The sequence below is a fragment of the Kitasatospora sp. NBC_00039 genome (assembly GCF_045160625.1).
Taxonomy (GTDB): domain Bacteria; phylum Actinomycetota; class Actinomycetes; order Streptomycetales; family Streptomycetaceae; genus Kitasatospora.
Genome location: NZ_CP108289.1, coordinates 5,599,280 through 5,614,638, shown reverse-complemented (window position 1 = coordinate 5,614,638; position 15,359 = coordinate 5,599,280). Strand labels below are relative to the sequence as shown.

The window sequence follows — 15,359 nt, the reverse complement described above, 5'->3', positions numbered from 1 at the left end:
AGCGCGCCGGGGGTCCGGTGCGCTCGGTGGGGCGGGACAACAGCGACCAACCTACGCGCCCGGACCCCCTCCGCGGGCCGCCTGAGGGGGTCCGTCGGGCACTGGCGGCCGAGAAATATTGCGAATTATCGACAAAGCGTCAATGTCGCTGCCAGGCCCGGCGCCTGGAGTCCGTGCCGGGCCGGGCCGTCACTTGTTCGAGTCGAGGATGCTGCTCACCCAGTCGCTCGCGCTGTTGAACCAGTCCTGGACGTTGGCCCAGTACTGCGGCAGCGGCGTGAAGTTCCACAGCGCCACCGCGGCCACGGCCAGCACCAGCAGGACCATCAGGCAGCCCTTGAGGCAGCCGAGGCCCGGGATGTACATCCGGTTGCGGCTGCGCCGGCGCGGCTCCCGGGGCTCCGGCTCCCGGCGGGCGGGCTGCGGCGGCGCCTCCCGGCGCTGCGGGGGCTCGCGGTGCTGCGGCGCCGGGGGCTCGGCCCGGCGCGGCGCGGCGGGCGGAGCGGACTGCGGCGGCGCGGCCTGGTAGCCCTGCGGCGGTCCGGCCGGCGGCTGCTGCGGGCGGCCCTGCGGCTGCCGGTACGGCTGCGGGGGCTGGTAGCCCTGCGGCGGGCGGCCGTGCTGCGGGGGCTGGTTGTAGCCGCCGGGGGCCGGCTGACCGCCCGGCCCGGCCTGGTAGGGCGGCGGGGCCACCGGCGGGCGCTGGGCGTACCCGGGCGGCGGGGCCTGCCGGTAGCCGCCCGGCGCCTGCTGCGGGTAGCCCTGCGGACCCTGCGGGCGGCCGCCGGCGTGGCCCCCCTGCCCGGCCTGGAAGGGCGGCGGGGCGACCGGTGGGGCGTCGAAGTCCTCCGGGTCGAAGTAGCCGATCTCGGTCTGCTGGTTGCGGTCCCGGGCGGCGCGCAGCTGGGTCTGCCACGGGTGCGGCGCCTCCGGCTGCGGCGGCCCGGGCGGGACGGGCGGGGAGGCCGTGGGCGGCATCAGCTGGGTGCGGTCCGCCGCGCCGTACGGGGCGGCCGGCGGCGGCTGGGTGCTCATCACCGCGGTCGCGGCGGCCGGGTCGTACTGCTGGCCGGACTGGACGGCCGGGCCGGCCGGGAGCACCTGGGTGCGGTCCTCGGCGGGTGCGCCGCCGGGAGCGGCGGGGGGCACCGCGGCCGGCTGCGGGTCCGGCAGCAGCAGCGCGCCGACCGCGAGCGCCGCGTCCACCGCCACCGGCGAGGCGTGCACCCCGACCCCGGTCGCGACCACGCGCAGCGCGCGGGCCAGCGAGACGGCACTCGGCCGCTGCGCAGGGTCCTTGCGCAGGCAGCGCTCGATCACCGTCCAGAGCGGGTCCGGCATGGTGGACGGGCGCTGCGGCTCCTGGGCCAGGTGCGCCTGGAGGATCGCCAGCGGGCCGTCGCCCTGGAACGGCTGCCGGCCGGTGACCAGCTCGTACAGCATGATGCCGGCGCCGTACACGTCCACCGCGGAGGTCTGCGGGCGGCCCTCGGCGGACTCCGGCGCGACGTAGGCCGGGGTACCGACGAACTCGTGGGTGCGGGTGATGCCCGGGGAGTCGGCGAGCCGGGCGATGCCGAAGTCGGTCAGCATCGGGTGCATCTGCTCGGTGCCGTCCACCATGGTGGAGGCGAGCAGCACGTTGGCCGGCTTGAGGTCGCGGTGGACGACGCCGTCGGCGTGGCTGGCCGCCAGCGCGTCGGCGACCTGGGCCATCAGCAGGGCGCCGGCGATCGGGCTGAACGGGCCGTTGCCGCGCAGGTAGCGGGCCAGGTCGGGGCCCTCGACCAGGTCCATCACCAGGGCCAGCAGCTCGCCCTCGACGACGAGGTCGCGGACCTTGACGATGTTGGGGTGGGTCAGCCGCAACAGCAGCGAGCGCTCGCGCAGGAAGCGCATCACCACGTCCGGGTCGGCCGCCAGCTCCTCGCGCAGCACCTTGATCGCGACCGGCTGGCCGGGCTCGGTGCCGGGCACCACGACGTCCGGGCGCACCCGTCCGCGCCAGACGGTGCCGGTGGCCCCCCGTCCGAGGGTCTCCTCAAGCAGATACTTGCTGCCGACTGGCCGCACCTGTCGCACTCCTCGCCGTGCCGCCCGCGCGGGGCGCTCCTCCGCCGGTGCGGTGAGCCTGCCGGGCCCGTGTTCCGGCCACTCTAACGGTGTCCGTTCACGTTTTTGAGGCGACCGGCGAGGGGTTCGGCGCGGCTCTTCGGGACATCCCTCGGGGGGGTCCCGGGGACCGGCGGCCGGGACCGGGCGGGCGGCGGTTGACCTGACTCCCCGTCGCCCCCACCATGGCGATGATCGCAAGATCGTCAAATCCTGTACCGTGCGCGGACTGTCGGTGACGGATGGCAGGATGACACTTGCCACTCTTGTGGCCCAATGCCGTCGCGGCGGCCCGCAGGGCGCCAGGCGCCGGCGGGCAGGCAGCACAGCCCGGGCAGCAAGCGTCGGCACCAGGCGTCAGCACCAGCAGAAGGGACCGCGGGCGAGATGCAGATCCGGCTGACCGTCCTCCGACCGCGCAGCGGACCGGCAGCCGCCGGATCCGCCATCCCCTACGTGGACGTGCTGGTCACCGCGCCCGTCGGCACCGCGCTCGGCTCCCTCGCGGGCGCCCTTGCGGGCGCCGTGGGCGTGCGCGGCCCACGGGCCGCCACCCATGTGCACCTGTACACCGGGGCGCACCGGGTGGACGAGCACACCCTGCTCGGCCACCCCCCGCTGCTCGACGGCGCCGTGCTCAGCCTCAACGAGCCCGACCCGACCGCCGACGACCCCGACGACGGCCCGGGCGCCGCCGAGCTGCGGGTGGTCGGCGGCCCCGACGCCGGCGGCGTGCACCGCCTGCACGGCCGGGAGATCCGGGTCGGCCGCTCCGGCGAGGCCGACGTCCCGCTCGACGACCCGGACGTCTCCCGGCTCCACCTCGCCCTCCACCTCGGCGAGGACGGCCGGGTCACCGTCCGCGACCTCGGCTCCACCAACGGCACCACCCTGGACGGCCGGATCGTCCCGCCCGGCCCGGCCGAGGAGGCCGTCCCGCTCGACGGCACCGGCCTGCTGCGGATCGGCGAGTCCACCCTCCAGGTCGCCGCCCCGGAGCTTCGGAACGGATCCGGGGCGCCCACCCGCTCGGCACTCCCCGACGGCCACGGCCACCTCCAGCTCGCCCCGCCCGCCCCGCTGCGACCCTCGCCCCCCGTGGTCGAACCGCCCGCCGCACCCGAGCCCGCCGCCGGCCGCACCCGCGGCCTGCTCTCGCTCCGGCTCGGCCGCGCCGCCGCGGAGCCGCCCGGCCAGGAGAGCGCCGAGCGCCACCACGCCGCCGTCCGCACCCGCCAGGCCGCCGCCCAGCGCGAGCGCTGGCCCGACCCCGCCACCCTGCTGCTCAACGCCCTCGGCCCCGGCCCCCGGCTCTGGGAGCGCGGCCCCGGCCACCCCGACGCGCTCACCCTGCGCCTCGGCACCGCCGACCGGCCGGGCGGCCCCGGCACCACCCCCGGCACCCTGCTGCCCGCCGTCCCCGTCACCCTCGACCTCCAGACCGCCGGCAGCCTCGGCCTCAGCGGCCCGCGCGAACGCCTCGACGCCCTCACCCGCGCCGTTGTCGCCCAGCTCGCCGCCCTGCACCCGCCCACCGGCCTCAGCCTCGTCGTGGTCGACGCCGACCCCGCCCGGCCGACACAGGACCGCGCCGACACGTGGGCCTGGGCACTCTGGCTGCCGCACCTGCGCCCCGCCGACGGCCAGGACTGCCGGCTGCTGATCGGGCTCGACGACGACCAGGCCACCGCCCGCCTCACCGAGCTCACCGCCCGGCTCAGCGGCCCGACCGGCCTCGGCGGCCACCCCGCCACCGTCGTCGTGGTCGACGGCCGCCCGGCCACCGAGGCCGCCCGGCAGGCGCTCGACCTGCTGCTGCGCCAGGGCCCGGCCGTCGGCATCTTCCCGGTCTGCCTCGCCGAGCAGCCCGAACTGCTGCCGCGCGGGCTCGGCGCCACCGCCCTGATCACCGGCGAGGTCGGCACCCAGCTCTCCCTCGACCGGCCCGTCGCGCGCGGCCGCGAGACCCTGCACGAGGTCTCGCTGGACGCCGTCTCCGACGCCTGGGCCGAGCGGCTGGCCCGCGTCCTCGCCCCGCTGCGCGAGGCCGTCCCGGCCGCCCGGGGCCCGCTGCCCGACGCGCTGCGCCTGCTCGACCTGCTCCAGCTCGACACCGTCACCCCCGCCAAGCTCTCCGCCCGCTGGGCGGCACACGCCGGCGGCATCGGCGCCGCCACGGCCCTGCTCGGCACCACCCGGGACGAGCTCTGCACCCTCGACCTGGCCGACCCCGAGCTCACCCTCCCCTCCCCCGACCCGGGCGGCCCGCACCTGCTCATCGGCGGCGCGCGCGGCTCCGGCAAGACCGAGCTGCTGCGCACCCTGGTCGCCTCGCTCGCCGTCTCCGAGCGGCCCGAGCGGCTGGCCGTCACGATCATCGAGGGCCGGGCGTCGGAGGACGGCCTGGACGGCTGTACCGAGCTGCCGCACGTCACCGGCCATCTGAACGCCGCCACCGACCCGCGGGCCGCGCTGCTCGCCGCGGAGTCGCTGGAGGACGAACTCGCCCTGCGTGAGCGGCTCTTCGACGGGCTGGACTTCGCCTCCTGGCACGCGGCCCGCATCCTCGACGGGGAACGGGGCCTGGAGGGGGACGACCGCCCGGCCGTCCCGGTGCCCGCCGCGGTCGGGGCGGCCGGCGCCGCACCCGTCCCCCGGATCGTCCAGCCCCGCAGCGGCGACTCCCCCCGGCCGGCCCCCGCCGCCGCACCGGTACCGGCCCGGCTGGTCGTCGTGGTGGACGACTACGACGCCCTGCTCGCCCCCACCTCCCCGGCCGGCCGCCCGCTCGCCCGGGCACTGGCCGCGGTCGCCCGCCGCGGCGGCCCGCTCGGCGTGCACCTCGCCGTCGCCACCGGCCGCCCGGAGGAGAGCGCCGGCACCGAGGTCGACGAGGCCGCCCTGCTCCGGATCGCCCTGCGCACCGACGACCCGGCCGACTCCGACCTGCTCATCCACCTCGGCGACGCGGCCGCGCTCGCCGAGGACACCCCGGGCCGCGGCTACCTGCGGCTGCCCGACGGCGGCGTCACCGCCTTCCAGACCGCCCGGATCAGCGGCCGCATCCCGCGCACCGCGACCCTGCGGCCCACCGTCGTCGCCATAGACCCGCTCCAGCTCGGTGCCCCGCCCGCCCGCCGCCCGGTCCGCGAACTGGGCAACGGGCCGACCGATCTCGCCCTGCTGGCCAGCGCCCTGCAGCGGGCCGCCGGGCGGTAGCCCCACGGCGGACCGATGGCCCCGGCCGGATCTCACCGGCCGGGGCCGTCCGCCGTCCGCCGCCCGGCCGCGCCCCCGCACGGCTTCCGAATGCTCAGGAGCAGAACGTGCCGCGGTTGACCAGGGCGAGGCCGGCGACCGTCGCACCGTCCATGGTGAACTCGTACATCCAGCCCTCGCTGCCCTGGCGGCCCTCGGCCGGCATCTCGTACTTGCCGGTCCCCTCCTTGGCGGGCTGGAGACCCTTCCCGTCGTAGGCCCGCTTGAGCTCGTCCAGCGTCGAGCCGGCGCCGATGCCCTCGGCGGTCCTCGTCCCGGCCGGGGCGACGAGTTCGCGCAGGCCCTCGGTGCCGAAGCCGACCCGGCCGGTGGTCAGGAAGGTCTTGTCCCGCGTCTCGCGCGCCGTGCCGAGGACCTTCGACTCCTCGGAGAGCCGGGCGACCTCCTTCATGTCGGCGGCGTCCTGGTCGAGCCGGGCCGCCTGGCGCTTGTAGTACTCCTGCATCTCCTTCAGCGACGCGCCCGGCGGCAGCGTCTCCGTCGGCTTCTTCTTGGCCTTGATCTCGTCCAGCTTGGCCGTCAGCGCGTCGGACTTGGCGCGGGCGTCCGCCTCGGCCGCCATCCGGACCGGGTCCGGCGCCGGGCCGCCCTTGTAGACGAAGTCGGTGCAGCCGTTGAGCAGCGACACCGGGGCCGCTTCCAGGGCGCCGGTGGCCAGCGCCGTCTCCTTGGTCATACCGGGCTTCAGACCCTTGTAGCCGCCCGCGCCGAACGGCTCCGGCGGCGGGCTCACGGCGGTGGCCGCTTCGGCGGCGTCGGTCTTGGTCCTGTTGTCGCAGGCCGCCGCGCCGGTCACGACGAGCGCGGCGGTCAGTACGGTCACCGCCAGACGCCCGGTGCGCGTCGTTCCCATGATGATCATCCCCCCTGTTTCCGCAGGCCACCGTACCGAAGCCGGATCCGTGACCCGCATCCGGCACCAGGCTGCGCTGCGAGGGAGCGGTCGGACCGCCCGAACGGTCCGTCCACCCGAACGGTCCGTCCGTCCGGAAGGTCAGTCCACCCGGAAGCCGCCGTGCCGGGCCGTCTCCTGGAGCCAGTCGAGCCAGAGCGGCCAGACCGGGCCGGCCTCCAGCTCGCGGCGGACGGCGGCGGGCGCGGTGGCGTAGCGAGCCAGGGCTTCGGTGATCTCCTCGGGGCCGACCAGCCAGGGGCCGCTCTCCGTCATCTTGAACTCGGGTATCCCCGCCATGCCGGAGACGCGGTGGGCCTGGGCGGCGCGGTCCGCGGCGTTGTGGGCGTCCCGGACGCCCTGGGGTGCGGCGTACCAGTCGGCCATGCCGGCGAACGGCCAGTCGGGGAAGTCCGGTTCGTCGGCCTCGTAGCTCATCCGGGTGCGACGCATGCCCTCACGGCAGACGCCCATCTGGTGGTGGTCGAGGGTCATCCGGTAGTCGGGCACGAGCGCTTCGTACTCCGCCCGGCAGCCCGGGGTGTGCGGGCATTCGGGGAGCCGTTCCACGCAGGTCTCGAAGCGTGCGCGGGCGGCGGCCGCCGGCTCCGGCAGCTGCTCCCACTCCAGGTCGTACTCGATGTCCAGGTCGTCCACGGGCTCCCCCTTCAGGCGGAGCAACAGAATAGGGCGGGACCGCGTCGGGTGACGCGGTCCCGCCCCATCTGACCGGAACTCAGGCTGCCCGGGCCGTCAGCGCATCGACCCCGTGCGGAGCAGGGTGCGGATGACGCGCATGGCCACCGACAGGCTGGACAGCTCGTAGTTGTCCGAACCCCTTATGTCATCGAGCGTGCTCTTGGCGCGGTTCAGCAGGGTGGCGTTGAGGTCCGCCCACGCGGTGTACCGCTCCTCGGGCGTGGCGCCCTCGGGGCCGCAGGCCAGGATGTCGGCGGTCAGGGCCGCGTGGGCCGCGAAGAGGTCCTCGCGGATGGCGGCGCGGGCCATCGACGACCAGCGGTCGATGCGCGGCAGCTCGATGATGCGGTCGAGCAGGTGGGTGATCTGGAGGCGGTCGGCGAGGTCGTAGTACAGCTCGGCGACCTCGGCGACGTCCTTGCCGGACCGGTCCGCGACCTCGGTGATGTCCAGGGTCGGGAAGGTCGAGGAGAGACCCGCGATCCGGTTGGCCAGGGCCTCCGGGACACCGGCGGCGGCCAGCTCGTCGTAGACCGACTCGAACCAGGCCAGGTCCTCACCGCGCAGCGGCTTGGGCAGCGAGCCCCAGACCTGGTTGACCCGGTCGTGGAAGAACTCGATGGTGGCGGCGATGTCGAGCGGCTGGCGGCGGTTGTTGAGCATCCACCGGGTGGCACGCTCGACGAGCCGGCGCGAGTGCAGCCGCATCTTGGTCTGGGCGCGGGCGGGGACCTGGTTGTCCAGGGCCTCGATCTCGGACCAGATCTCCTCCAGGCCGAAGACGGCCCGCGCGGCGGTGTGCGTCCGGGCGATCTCCTCGTACGTGGCGCCGGTCTCCTCCTTCAGCCGGAAGGCGAAGGTGCAGCCACCGCGGTTGATCGTGTCGTTGACGATCAGCGTGGTGATGATCTCGCGGCGCAGCGCGTGGTTGTCGATCGCGTCGGCGAACTTGGCCCGCAGCGCGCTCGGGAAGTACTCGTGCAGCGCGGCGCGGAAGAACGGGTCGTCGGGCAGCTCGGTGGCGAGCAGCTCGTCGGCCAGCGTGATCTTGGTGTAGGCGAGCAGCACCGACAGCTCGGGCTGGGAGAGGCCGCGGCCGTTCTGCTGGCGCTCGCGGATCTGCCGCTCGGTGGGCAGGAACTCCAGCGCCCGGTCGAGCCGGCCGTCGCGCTCCAGGCGGTTGATCATCCGGGAGTGGACGTTGACCATGCTGACGGCCTGGGCGACCGCGTTGGCCAGCACCACGTTCTGCGCGTAGTTGTTGCGCAGCACCAGGTGGCCGACCTCGTCGGTCATCTCGGCCAGCAGGGCGTTGCGCTGCTTGACCGTCATGTCGCCGTCGGCGACGACCTGGTTGAGCAGGATCTTGATGTTGACCTCGTGGTCCGAGGTGTCCACGCCGGCCGAGTTGTCGATGGCGTCGGTGTTGATCCAGCCGCCGGTGCCCTCGGGACCGCCGGTGGCCGCGTACTCGATGCGGCCGAGCTGGGTGCAGCCGAGGTTGCCGCCCTCGCCGATGACCCGGGCCCGGACCTGCTCGCCGTTGACCCGGATGGCGTCGTTGGCCTTGTCGCCGACCTCGGCGTTGGTCTCGGCCGAGGCCTTGATGTAGGTGCCGATGCCGCCGTTCCAGAACAGGTCGACGGGCGCCTGAAGGACGGCCTTCATCAGCTCGGCCGGGGTGAGCCGGGACTCCTCGATGCCGAGCGCGGCCCGGACCTGCGGGCTGAGCTGGATCGACTTGGCGCTGCGCGGGAAGACGCCGCCGCCCGCCGAGATCAGCGACTTGTCGTAGTCGTCCCAGGAGCTGCGGGGCTGCTCGAAGAGGCGGCGGCGCTCGGCGTACGAGGCGGCCGCGTCCGGGTTGGGGTCGAGGAAGATGTGCCGGTGGTCGAAGGCGGCGACCAGGCGGATGTGCTCGCTGAGCAGCATGCCGTTGCCGAAGACGTCACCGGACATGTCGCCGATGCCGACGACGGTGAAGTCCTGGGTCTGGGTGTCGTGGCCCAGCTCGCGGAAGTTGCGCTTGACCGACTCCCAGGCGCCGCGGGCGGTGATGCCCATGCCCTTGTGGTCGTAGCCGGCCGAGCCGCCGGAGGCGAACGCGTCGCCCAGCCAGAAGCCGTACGACTCGGCGACACCGTTGGCGATGTCGGAGAAGGTCGCGGTGCCCTTGTCGGCGGCGACGACCAGGTAGGTGTCGTCCTCGTCGTGGCGGACCACGTCGGCCGGGTGCACGACCGCGCCGCCGACCAGGTTGTCGGTGATGTCGAGCAGCGCCGAGATGAACGTCTTGTAGGACGAGATGCCCTCGGCCAGCCAGGCGTCCCGGTCCACCGACGGGTCCGGCAGCTGCTTGGCGACGAAGCCGCCCTTGGCACCGACCGGCACGATGACGGTGTTCTTCACCATCTGCGCCTTGACCAGGCCGAGGATCTCGGTCCGGAAGTCCTCACGCCGGTCGGACCAGCGCAGACCACCGCGGGCGACCTTGCCGAAGCGCAGGTGCACGCCTTCGACCTGCGGCGAGTACACCCAGATCTCGAACGCCGGGCGCGGGGCCGGAAGGTCCGGGATGGCCTTCGGGTCGAACTTCATCGACACGTAGGAGTGCCACTCGCCGGTGCCGTCGTGCTGGAAGAAGTTGGTCCGCAGGGTGGCCTTGATGAGGTGCAGGAAGGAGCGCAGGATGCGGTCCTCGTCCAGCGAGACGACCTCGTCCAGCGCGCCGGAGAGCTCCTCCACGATGCCCTCGGTCAGCTCGGCGGAGCCCTGCTGGTGGCTGGGGCTCAGCCGGGCCTCGAAGAGGTTGACCAGCAGGCGGGTGGTGTGGGTGTTGTTGCGGAGCGCGTCCTCCATGTAGTCCTGGGAGAACGTGGAGCCCGCCTGGCGCAGGTACTTGGCGTACGCGCGGAGCATCATCGTCTGGCGCCAGGTCAGCCCGGCGGTCAGCACCAGCTCGTTGAAGCCGTCGTTCTCGGCCCGGCCGGTCCAGGTGGCGGCGAACGTCTCCTGGAAGCGGTCGCGCGCCTCGTCGGTCAGCTCGACGGCCTCGCGCAGCCGCAGGCCGAAGTCGTACACCCAGGCGGTGGTGTGGTCCGAGCGGGTCAGCGCGTACGGGTGCTCGTCGAGCACCTCGACGCCCAGGCGCTGCAGGACCGGCAGGACCTCGGTGAGCGAGATCGGGCCGCCGACCCGGTAGATCTTGAAGCGGCGCTCGTCGTCGCCCGCGCCGACCGGCTGGTACAGGTTGAGGCGGAAGTCGCCCTCGCCGTGCAGCGACTCGATCTGCTTGAGGTCGGCCACGGCGGTGCGCGCGGTGAAGTCGGCGCGGTAGCCGTCCGGGAAGGCGTTGGCGTACCTGCGGGACAGCTCGGCGGCCCGCTCCTCGCCCAGCTCCAGGTGCAGCTGGTCGTTGAAGCCGTCCATCCAGAACCGGGCGGCCTCGGCGAGCTTGCCCTCGATCCGCTCGATCTCGGCGTCGGTCAGGTGCGGCAGCTCGCTGCCGGGGGTGACCCGGACGACGAAGTGCAGACGGGTCAGCACGGACTCCGTCGACCAGACCGTGTAGTCGATCGAGGCGCCGTTGAGCTCCTGCATCAGGATGTCCATCAGGCGCAGCCTGATGCGGGTGGTGTAGCGGTCGCGCGGCAGGTAGACCAGCGCGGAGAAGTAGCGCCCGTACTCGTCCTGGCGCAGGAACAGCCGCAGCCGGCGGCGCTCCTGCAGGTAGAGCACGCTGGTGGCGATCTGGAGCAGCTCGGCGGCCGGGGTCTGGAAGATCTCGTCCCGGGGGAAGGTCTCCAGGATCTGCAGCAGGTCGCGGCCGTCGTGGCTCTCGGTGGAGAAGCCGGAGCTGGCGATGACGTCCTGGACCTTGCGGCGGACGACCGGGATGCGGCTGACCGACTCGGTGTAGGCGGCGGCCGAGAAGAGGCCGAGGAAGCGGCGCTCGCCGATGACCTCGCCGTTGGCGTCGAACTTCTTCACGCCGACGTAGTCGAGGTAGGCGGGGCGGTGCACGGTGGCGCGGCTGTTGGCCTTGGTGAGGACGAGCAGCTTCTTCTCGTGCGCCTTGGCGCGGACCGGCGCGGAGAGCCGGCCGAAGGCCTCGCTCACCGGGTGGTGGTCGTCGTCGTGGCTGATCGGGTCGGAGCGCAGGATGCCGAGGCCGGTGCCGGCGACGGCCTTCAGGACCTCCTCGCCCTCGTGCTCGACCAGGTCGTACTCGCGGTAGCCGAGGAAGGTGAAGTGGTCGTCGGCGAGCCAGCGCATCAGCTCCCAGGCCTCGCCGACCTCCTGCTCGGGCAGGTGGGCCGGGGGCTCCTCGGCGAGCTCGTCGGCGAGCCGGAGCGCGGAGTCGCGCATCTTCGACCAGTCCTCGACGACCTCGCGGACGTCGCCGAGCACGCGGCGCAGGTCGGTCTCGATCGCGCGGAGGTCCTCGCGGTCGGTCTCGCGGTCGATCTCGATGTGCATCCACGACTCGACCACGGCGTCGGCGGGCCACTCGGCACCGGCGGCCTGGCTGCGGGCGCAGGCGTCGATGTCCAGGATCTCCAGCAGCTTGCCGGTGATGTCACGGCGGACGACCAGCTGGGGGTGGATCACGATGTGGATCGCGCGGTCCTGGCGGGACAGCTCGTTGGTGACCGAGTCGACCAGGAACGGCATGTCGTCGGTGACGACCTCGACCACGGTGTGGCCGCAGGACCAGCCGTTCTCCTCCACCGAGGGGGTGTGCACCCGCACCTCGGCGGTGCCCTGCGGGCGCTTGAGCCCGAGCCGGTAGTGCGAGGCGGCCGCGCCGTACACGTCGACCGGGTCGCGGTAGACCAGGTCCTCGGCCGCGGTGTGCAGGTAGTAGTGGTGCAGGTACGCGGACAGAGCGCCGTTGCTCAGGCCCTCCCCCGGCGCCGCTCCCCCCACCTGGCTGTTCTCAGCGGCTGCTGCTGCCTTCGTGAGCAGTTCGGCCTTGGCTGCGTCCAGCTTGGTCTGCATGACTTCTTGGCTCCTGTCGCGCGCCGTTGCGTGACTCGGTGGTGTGTGGATGTGCACCGCCGGGTCCACCGCAATCCTGCCGCACCGACCGACTGAAAGGCTTCCATGGCACGCATGAAACACCTCTGCAGCGGGTAGGACGAGACGTTCGGCCTGCAGCACCCGACGACGCCAGCCAGCCTAACGGGAGGATTTGAAGGTGTCAGGGGACAGGGAGGCACAATCCTGCAGGAAGATCCCTCCGTCCTGGACACCATGTCCAATCCGGCCCGTCATGTTCGCCATCAGCTGGAATGCGTTCACCCACGGCCGTACGGCGTTCACGCTGAGCCCATGTGCGGGTAGCCGTACGCGGTCGGCGGGACGAAGGTCTCCTTGATCGACCGGGCCGACGTCCAGCGCAGCAGGTTCTGCGCGGCGCCCGCCTTGTCGTTGGTGCCGGACGCCCGGCCGCCGCCGAACGGCTGCTGGCCGACCACCGCGCCGGTCGGCTTGTCGTTGATGTAGAAGTTGCCCGCCGCGAACCGCAGCTCCTCCACCGCGCGGGCGATGGCGTAGCGGTCCTGGGCGATCACCGCCCCGGTCAGGCCGTACGGCGCGCCGGAGTCGACCCGCCCGAGCACGTCGTCCCAGCGGGCGTCCTCGTAGACGTGGACGGCCAGGATCGGGCCGAAGTACTCGGTCCGGAACATCTCGTTGCGGTGGTCGGAGGAGACCAGCACGGTCGGGCGGACGAACCAGCCGATCGCGTCGTCGTACTGGCCGCCGGCCGCCAGCTCCACCGTCGGGTCGCTCTTGGCCCGCTCGATCGCGTCGCGGTTCTTCTCGAAGGCCCGGCGATCGATCAGCGCGCCCATGAAGTTGGAGAGGTCGGTGACGTCGCCGACGGCCAGTGCGTCCACCTCGGCCAGGAAGTCGTCCTTGATCTTCTGCCAGAGGCTGCGCGGCAGGTACGCGCGGGAGAGCGCCGAGCACTTCTGGCCCTGGTACTCGAAGGCGCCGCGGATCAGGGCGGTCTTCAGGATCTCCGGGTCGGCCGAGCGGTGGGCGAGCAGGAAGTCCTTGCCGCCGGTCTCGCCGACGATCCGCGGATACGTCCGGTAGCCGCCGATGTTGGCGCCGATGGTCTGCCAGAGCGACTGGAAGGTGGCGGTGGAGCCGGTGAAGTGCAGCCCGGCCAGGGCCGGGTCGGCCAACGCCACCGCGGAGAGCTGCTGCCCGTCGCCGGTCACCAGGTTGATCACCCCGGGCGGCAGGCCGGCCGCCTCCAGCAGCCGCATCAGGTGGTGGGCGGCCAGTGTCTGGGTCGGCGCCGGCTTCCAGACCACGGTGTTGCCCATCAGCGCGGGTGCGGTCGGCAGGTTGCCGGCGATCGCGGTGAAGTTGAACGGGGTGATCGCGTAGACGAAACCTTCCAGCGGGCGGTGGTCGGTGCGGTTCCACACCCCCGGCGAGGAGACCGGCTGCTCGGCCAGGATCCGGCGGGCGAAGTCCACGTTGAACCGCCAGAAGTCGATCAGCTCGCAGGCGGAGTCGATCTCGGCCTGCTGCACCGTCTTGGACTGGCCCAGCATGGTCGCCGCGTTGAGCGTCTCCCGCCAGGGCCCGGCCAGCAGGTCGGCGGCGCGCAGGAAGACCGCCGCGCGGTCGTCGAAGGAGAGCGAGCGCCACTCCCGCCCGGCCGCCAGTGCCGCGTCCACCGCCGCCCGGGCGTCCTCCCGGGTGGCGTTGCCGAGCACGCCGAGCTTGGCCGCGTGGTGGTGCGGCTGGACGACGTCGATCCGCTCACCGCCGCCGAACCGCTGCTCGCCGCCGATCGTCATCGGCAGCGGGATCTGCTCGGCGGCCAGCTCGTCCAGCCGGCGCACCAGCCGGGCCCGCTCCGGGCTGCCGGGCGCGTAGCCGTGCACCGGCTCGTTCCCCGGGACCGGGACCTGGGTGACTGCGTCGATGGGCATGGCGGCTCCGCTCGTCCTGGTGGCCCGGCCCACAGCGGCCCGGCGTCAATCCAGACTGACCAGCGGCGGGCCGGTTCGCCCGCTCAGACACGCCACGGGCGGACGTGGTTCACGCCACGCCCCGGGCGGCCGCGGGGGTCAGCCCGCCATCCGCCCGGCCAGCTCGACCGCCTCCGCCAGACTGTCCACCACCGGGACGCCGACCGGCTCCAGCTTCTCCCGGGTGTGCGAGCCGCCGGTGTACAGCACGGCCTGGGCGCCCGCGTTCAGCGCCGCCAGCGCGTCGTCCGCGGCATCGCCGATCAGCACCGTACGGGCCGGGTCGACGTGCGCGCCGAGCGCCGCCAGGTGCCGGGTCAGGTGCTCCGCCTTCTGGCCGCCGGACGGGCCGCTGCGGCCGTCGACCCGCAGGAAGCGACCGGTCAGGCGGAACGCATCGACCACCGGCAGCAGCCTCTCGTGGTCGTACATCGACAGCAGCGACTGGCTGTGCCCGGCCGCCTGCCAGCCGTCCAGCAGCTCCACGACCCCGTCGGTCAGACCGCAGGCCACGCTCAGCTCCCGGTAGCGGTCGTGGAACGCGTCGTCCAGCAGCAGCCACTCGGCCTCGGAGGGCATCCGGCCGAGCAGCCGCTGGTAGAAGCGGGGAATGGGGATCTCGTACTGCTCCCGGTACTCCTGCATGGTCATCGGCGCGATGCCGACGGTCGCGAACGCGGCGTTGCTCGCGCCGAGCACCGCCTCCATGTCATGGAAGAGCGTGCCGTTCCAGTCCCAGACGATATGAGTGCGCACGGAGGGAACGGTAACCCCGGCGGCCGACAGGCCGGTAGGACGGGGCTCACGCGGGCCGCCCGCCGGGGCCGGCGGCTCAGGCCAGCAGGGAGGGGATCTCCTGGGTGGCGAACCAGAGCAGGTCGTGGTCCTCCGCGCCGTCCACCGTGAACTGGGCGTCCTGGTCGCCCGCGTCGGCCGCCGCCACGGCGGCCACCGCCGCCTCGACGTCCGTGACCACCTCCTGGTCGGCCACGTCCGCGTGCACCGCGGCCGCCTTCGCCAGCCGCACCGGGCCGGCCAGCACCACGCGGCCCAGCGAGGCCTGGTCCTGGTACTCGTCGCCGGGGAACGGCTCGACCGCGGAGTCGGCGACGTCCAGCGCCACCACCACCCGGCGGCGCGGCGTGTCCGGATCCGCCGCCAGCAGGCGCAGCGAGGACTGGGCGGCCCGGTTGAGCGCCGCGTACTCCAGCTCCTCGATGTCGTCGCTGACGTACCACTCGCGCAGCGCGGGGGTCACGGCGTACGCCGCGGACTGCTCCAGGGCGCCGCCCGGGTGCGCCGCCGCCAGGCCGGTCAGGGTGGTGGGCACGTACACGCGCATGGGTGGCACTCTCCGGTTCGTCCAGCGGCACAGCTTC

8 protein-coding genes are annotated in these 15,359 nt (G+C 73.7%); 1 reads left to right on the top strand and 7 read right to left on the bottom strand.

All coding sequences use genetic code 11. The features are described 5' to 3' along the window. Positions 1–189: 189 nt before the first annotated feature. Positions 190–2,073, bottom strand: a complete 1,884-nt coding sequence (locus OG286_RS24985; RefSeq protein ID WP_405360005.1) for a serine/threonine-protein kinase — start codon at positions 2,071–2,073, stop codon at positions 190–192. Between the two features lie 426 nt (positions 2,074–2,499). Here OG286_RS24985 and OG286_RS24980 point away from each other — a divergent pair, with 426 nt between their 5' ends. Further along, positions 2,500–5,331, top strand: coding sequence for an FtsK/SpoIIIE domain-containing protein (locus tag OG286_RS24980; protein WP_396322766.1), 2,832 nt, complete (start codon positions 2,500–2,502; stop codon positions 5,329–5,331). Between the two features lie 94 nt (positions 5,332–5,425). Here the strand turns inward: OG286_RS24980 and OG286_RS24975 are convergent, their stop codons facing one another. From OG286_RS24975 to OG286_RS24950, 6 genes are all read right to left on the bottom strand, one after another. After that, on the bottom strand, positions 5,426–6,244 hold the full coding sequence (locus tag OG286_RS24975; RefSeq protein WP_396322767.1) for a hypothetical protein: 819 nt from the start codon (positions 6,242–6,244) through the stop codon (positions 5,426–5,428). Positions 6,245–6,385: 141 nt separating this feature from the next. Next, the gene (locus OG286_RS24970; RefSeq protein WP_405360008.1) at positions 6,386–6,940 is read right to left on the bottom strand and encodes a hypothetical protein; all 555 of its coding nucleotides are present in this window, start codon (positions 6,938–6,940) and stop codon (positions 6,386–6,388) included. 96 nt (positions 6,941–7,036) lie between these two features. Beyond that, the gene (locus tag OG286_RS24965; RefSeq protein ID WP_396322769.1) at positions 7,037–11,983 is read right to left on the bottom strand and encodes an NAD-glutamate dehydrogenase; all 4,947 of its coding nucleotides are present in this window, start codon (positions 11,981–11,983) and stop codon (positions 7,037–7,039) included. Between the two features lie 320 nt (positions 11,984–12,303). Continuing rightward, on the bottom strand, positions 12,304–13,935 hold the full coding sequence (pruA, locus tag OG286_RS24960; protein WP_396322795.1) for an L-glutamate gamma-semialdehyde dehydrogenase: 1,632 nt from the start codon (positions 13,933–13,935) through the stop codon (positions 12,304–12,306). Positions 13,936–14,079: 144 nt separating this feature from the next. Further along, complete coding sequence (locus OG286_RS24955) at positions 14,080–14,736, bottom strand: HAD family hydrolase (protein WP_405360010.1); 657 nt, start codon at positions 14,734–14,736, stop codon at positions 14,080–14,082. Between the two features lie 76 nt (positions 14,737–14,812). After that, positions 14,813–15,322 (bottom strand): DUF6912 family protein, encoded by a 510-nt coding sequence (locus OG286_RS24950; protein ID WP_396322771.1) that lies wholly within the window; start codon positions 15,320–15,322, stop codon positions 14,813–14,815. Positions 15,323–15,359 lie beyond the last annotated feature (37 nt).

Coding starts and splice junctions, on each gene's coding strand:
- OG286_RS24980 (WP_396322766.1), top strand. CDS start 2,500: ATGCAGATCCGGCTGACCGTCCTCCGACCGCGCAGCGGACCGGCAGCC.
- OG286_RS24975 (WP_396322767.1), bottom strand. CDS start 6,244: ATGGGAACGACGCGCACCGGGCGTCTGGCGGTGACCGTACTGACCGCC.
- OG286_RS24965 (WP_396322769.1), bottom strand. CDS start 11,983: ATGCAGACCAAGCTGGACGCAGCCAAGGCCGAACTGCTCACGAAGGCA.
- OG286_RS24950 (WP_396322771.1), bottom strand. CDS start 15,322: ATGCGCGTGTACGTGCCCACCACCCTGACCGGCCTGGCGGCGGCGCAC.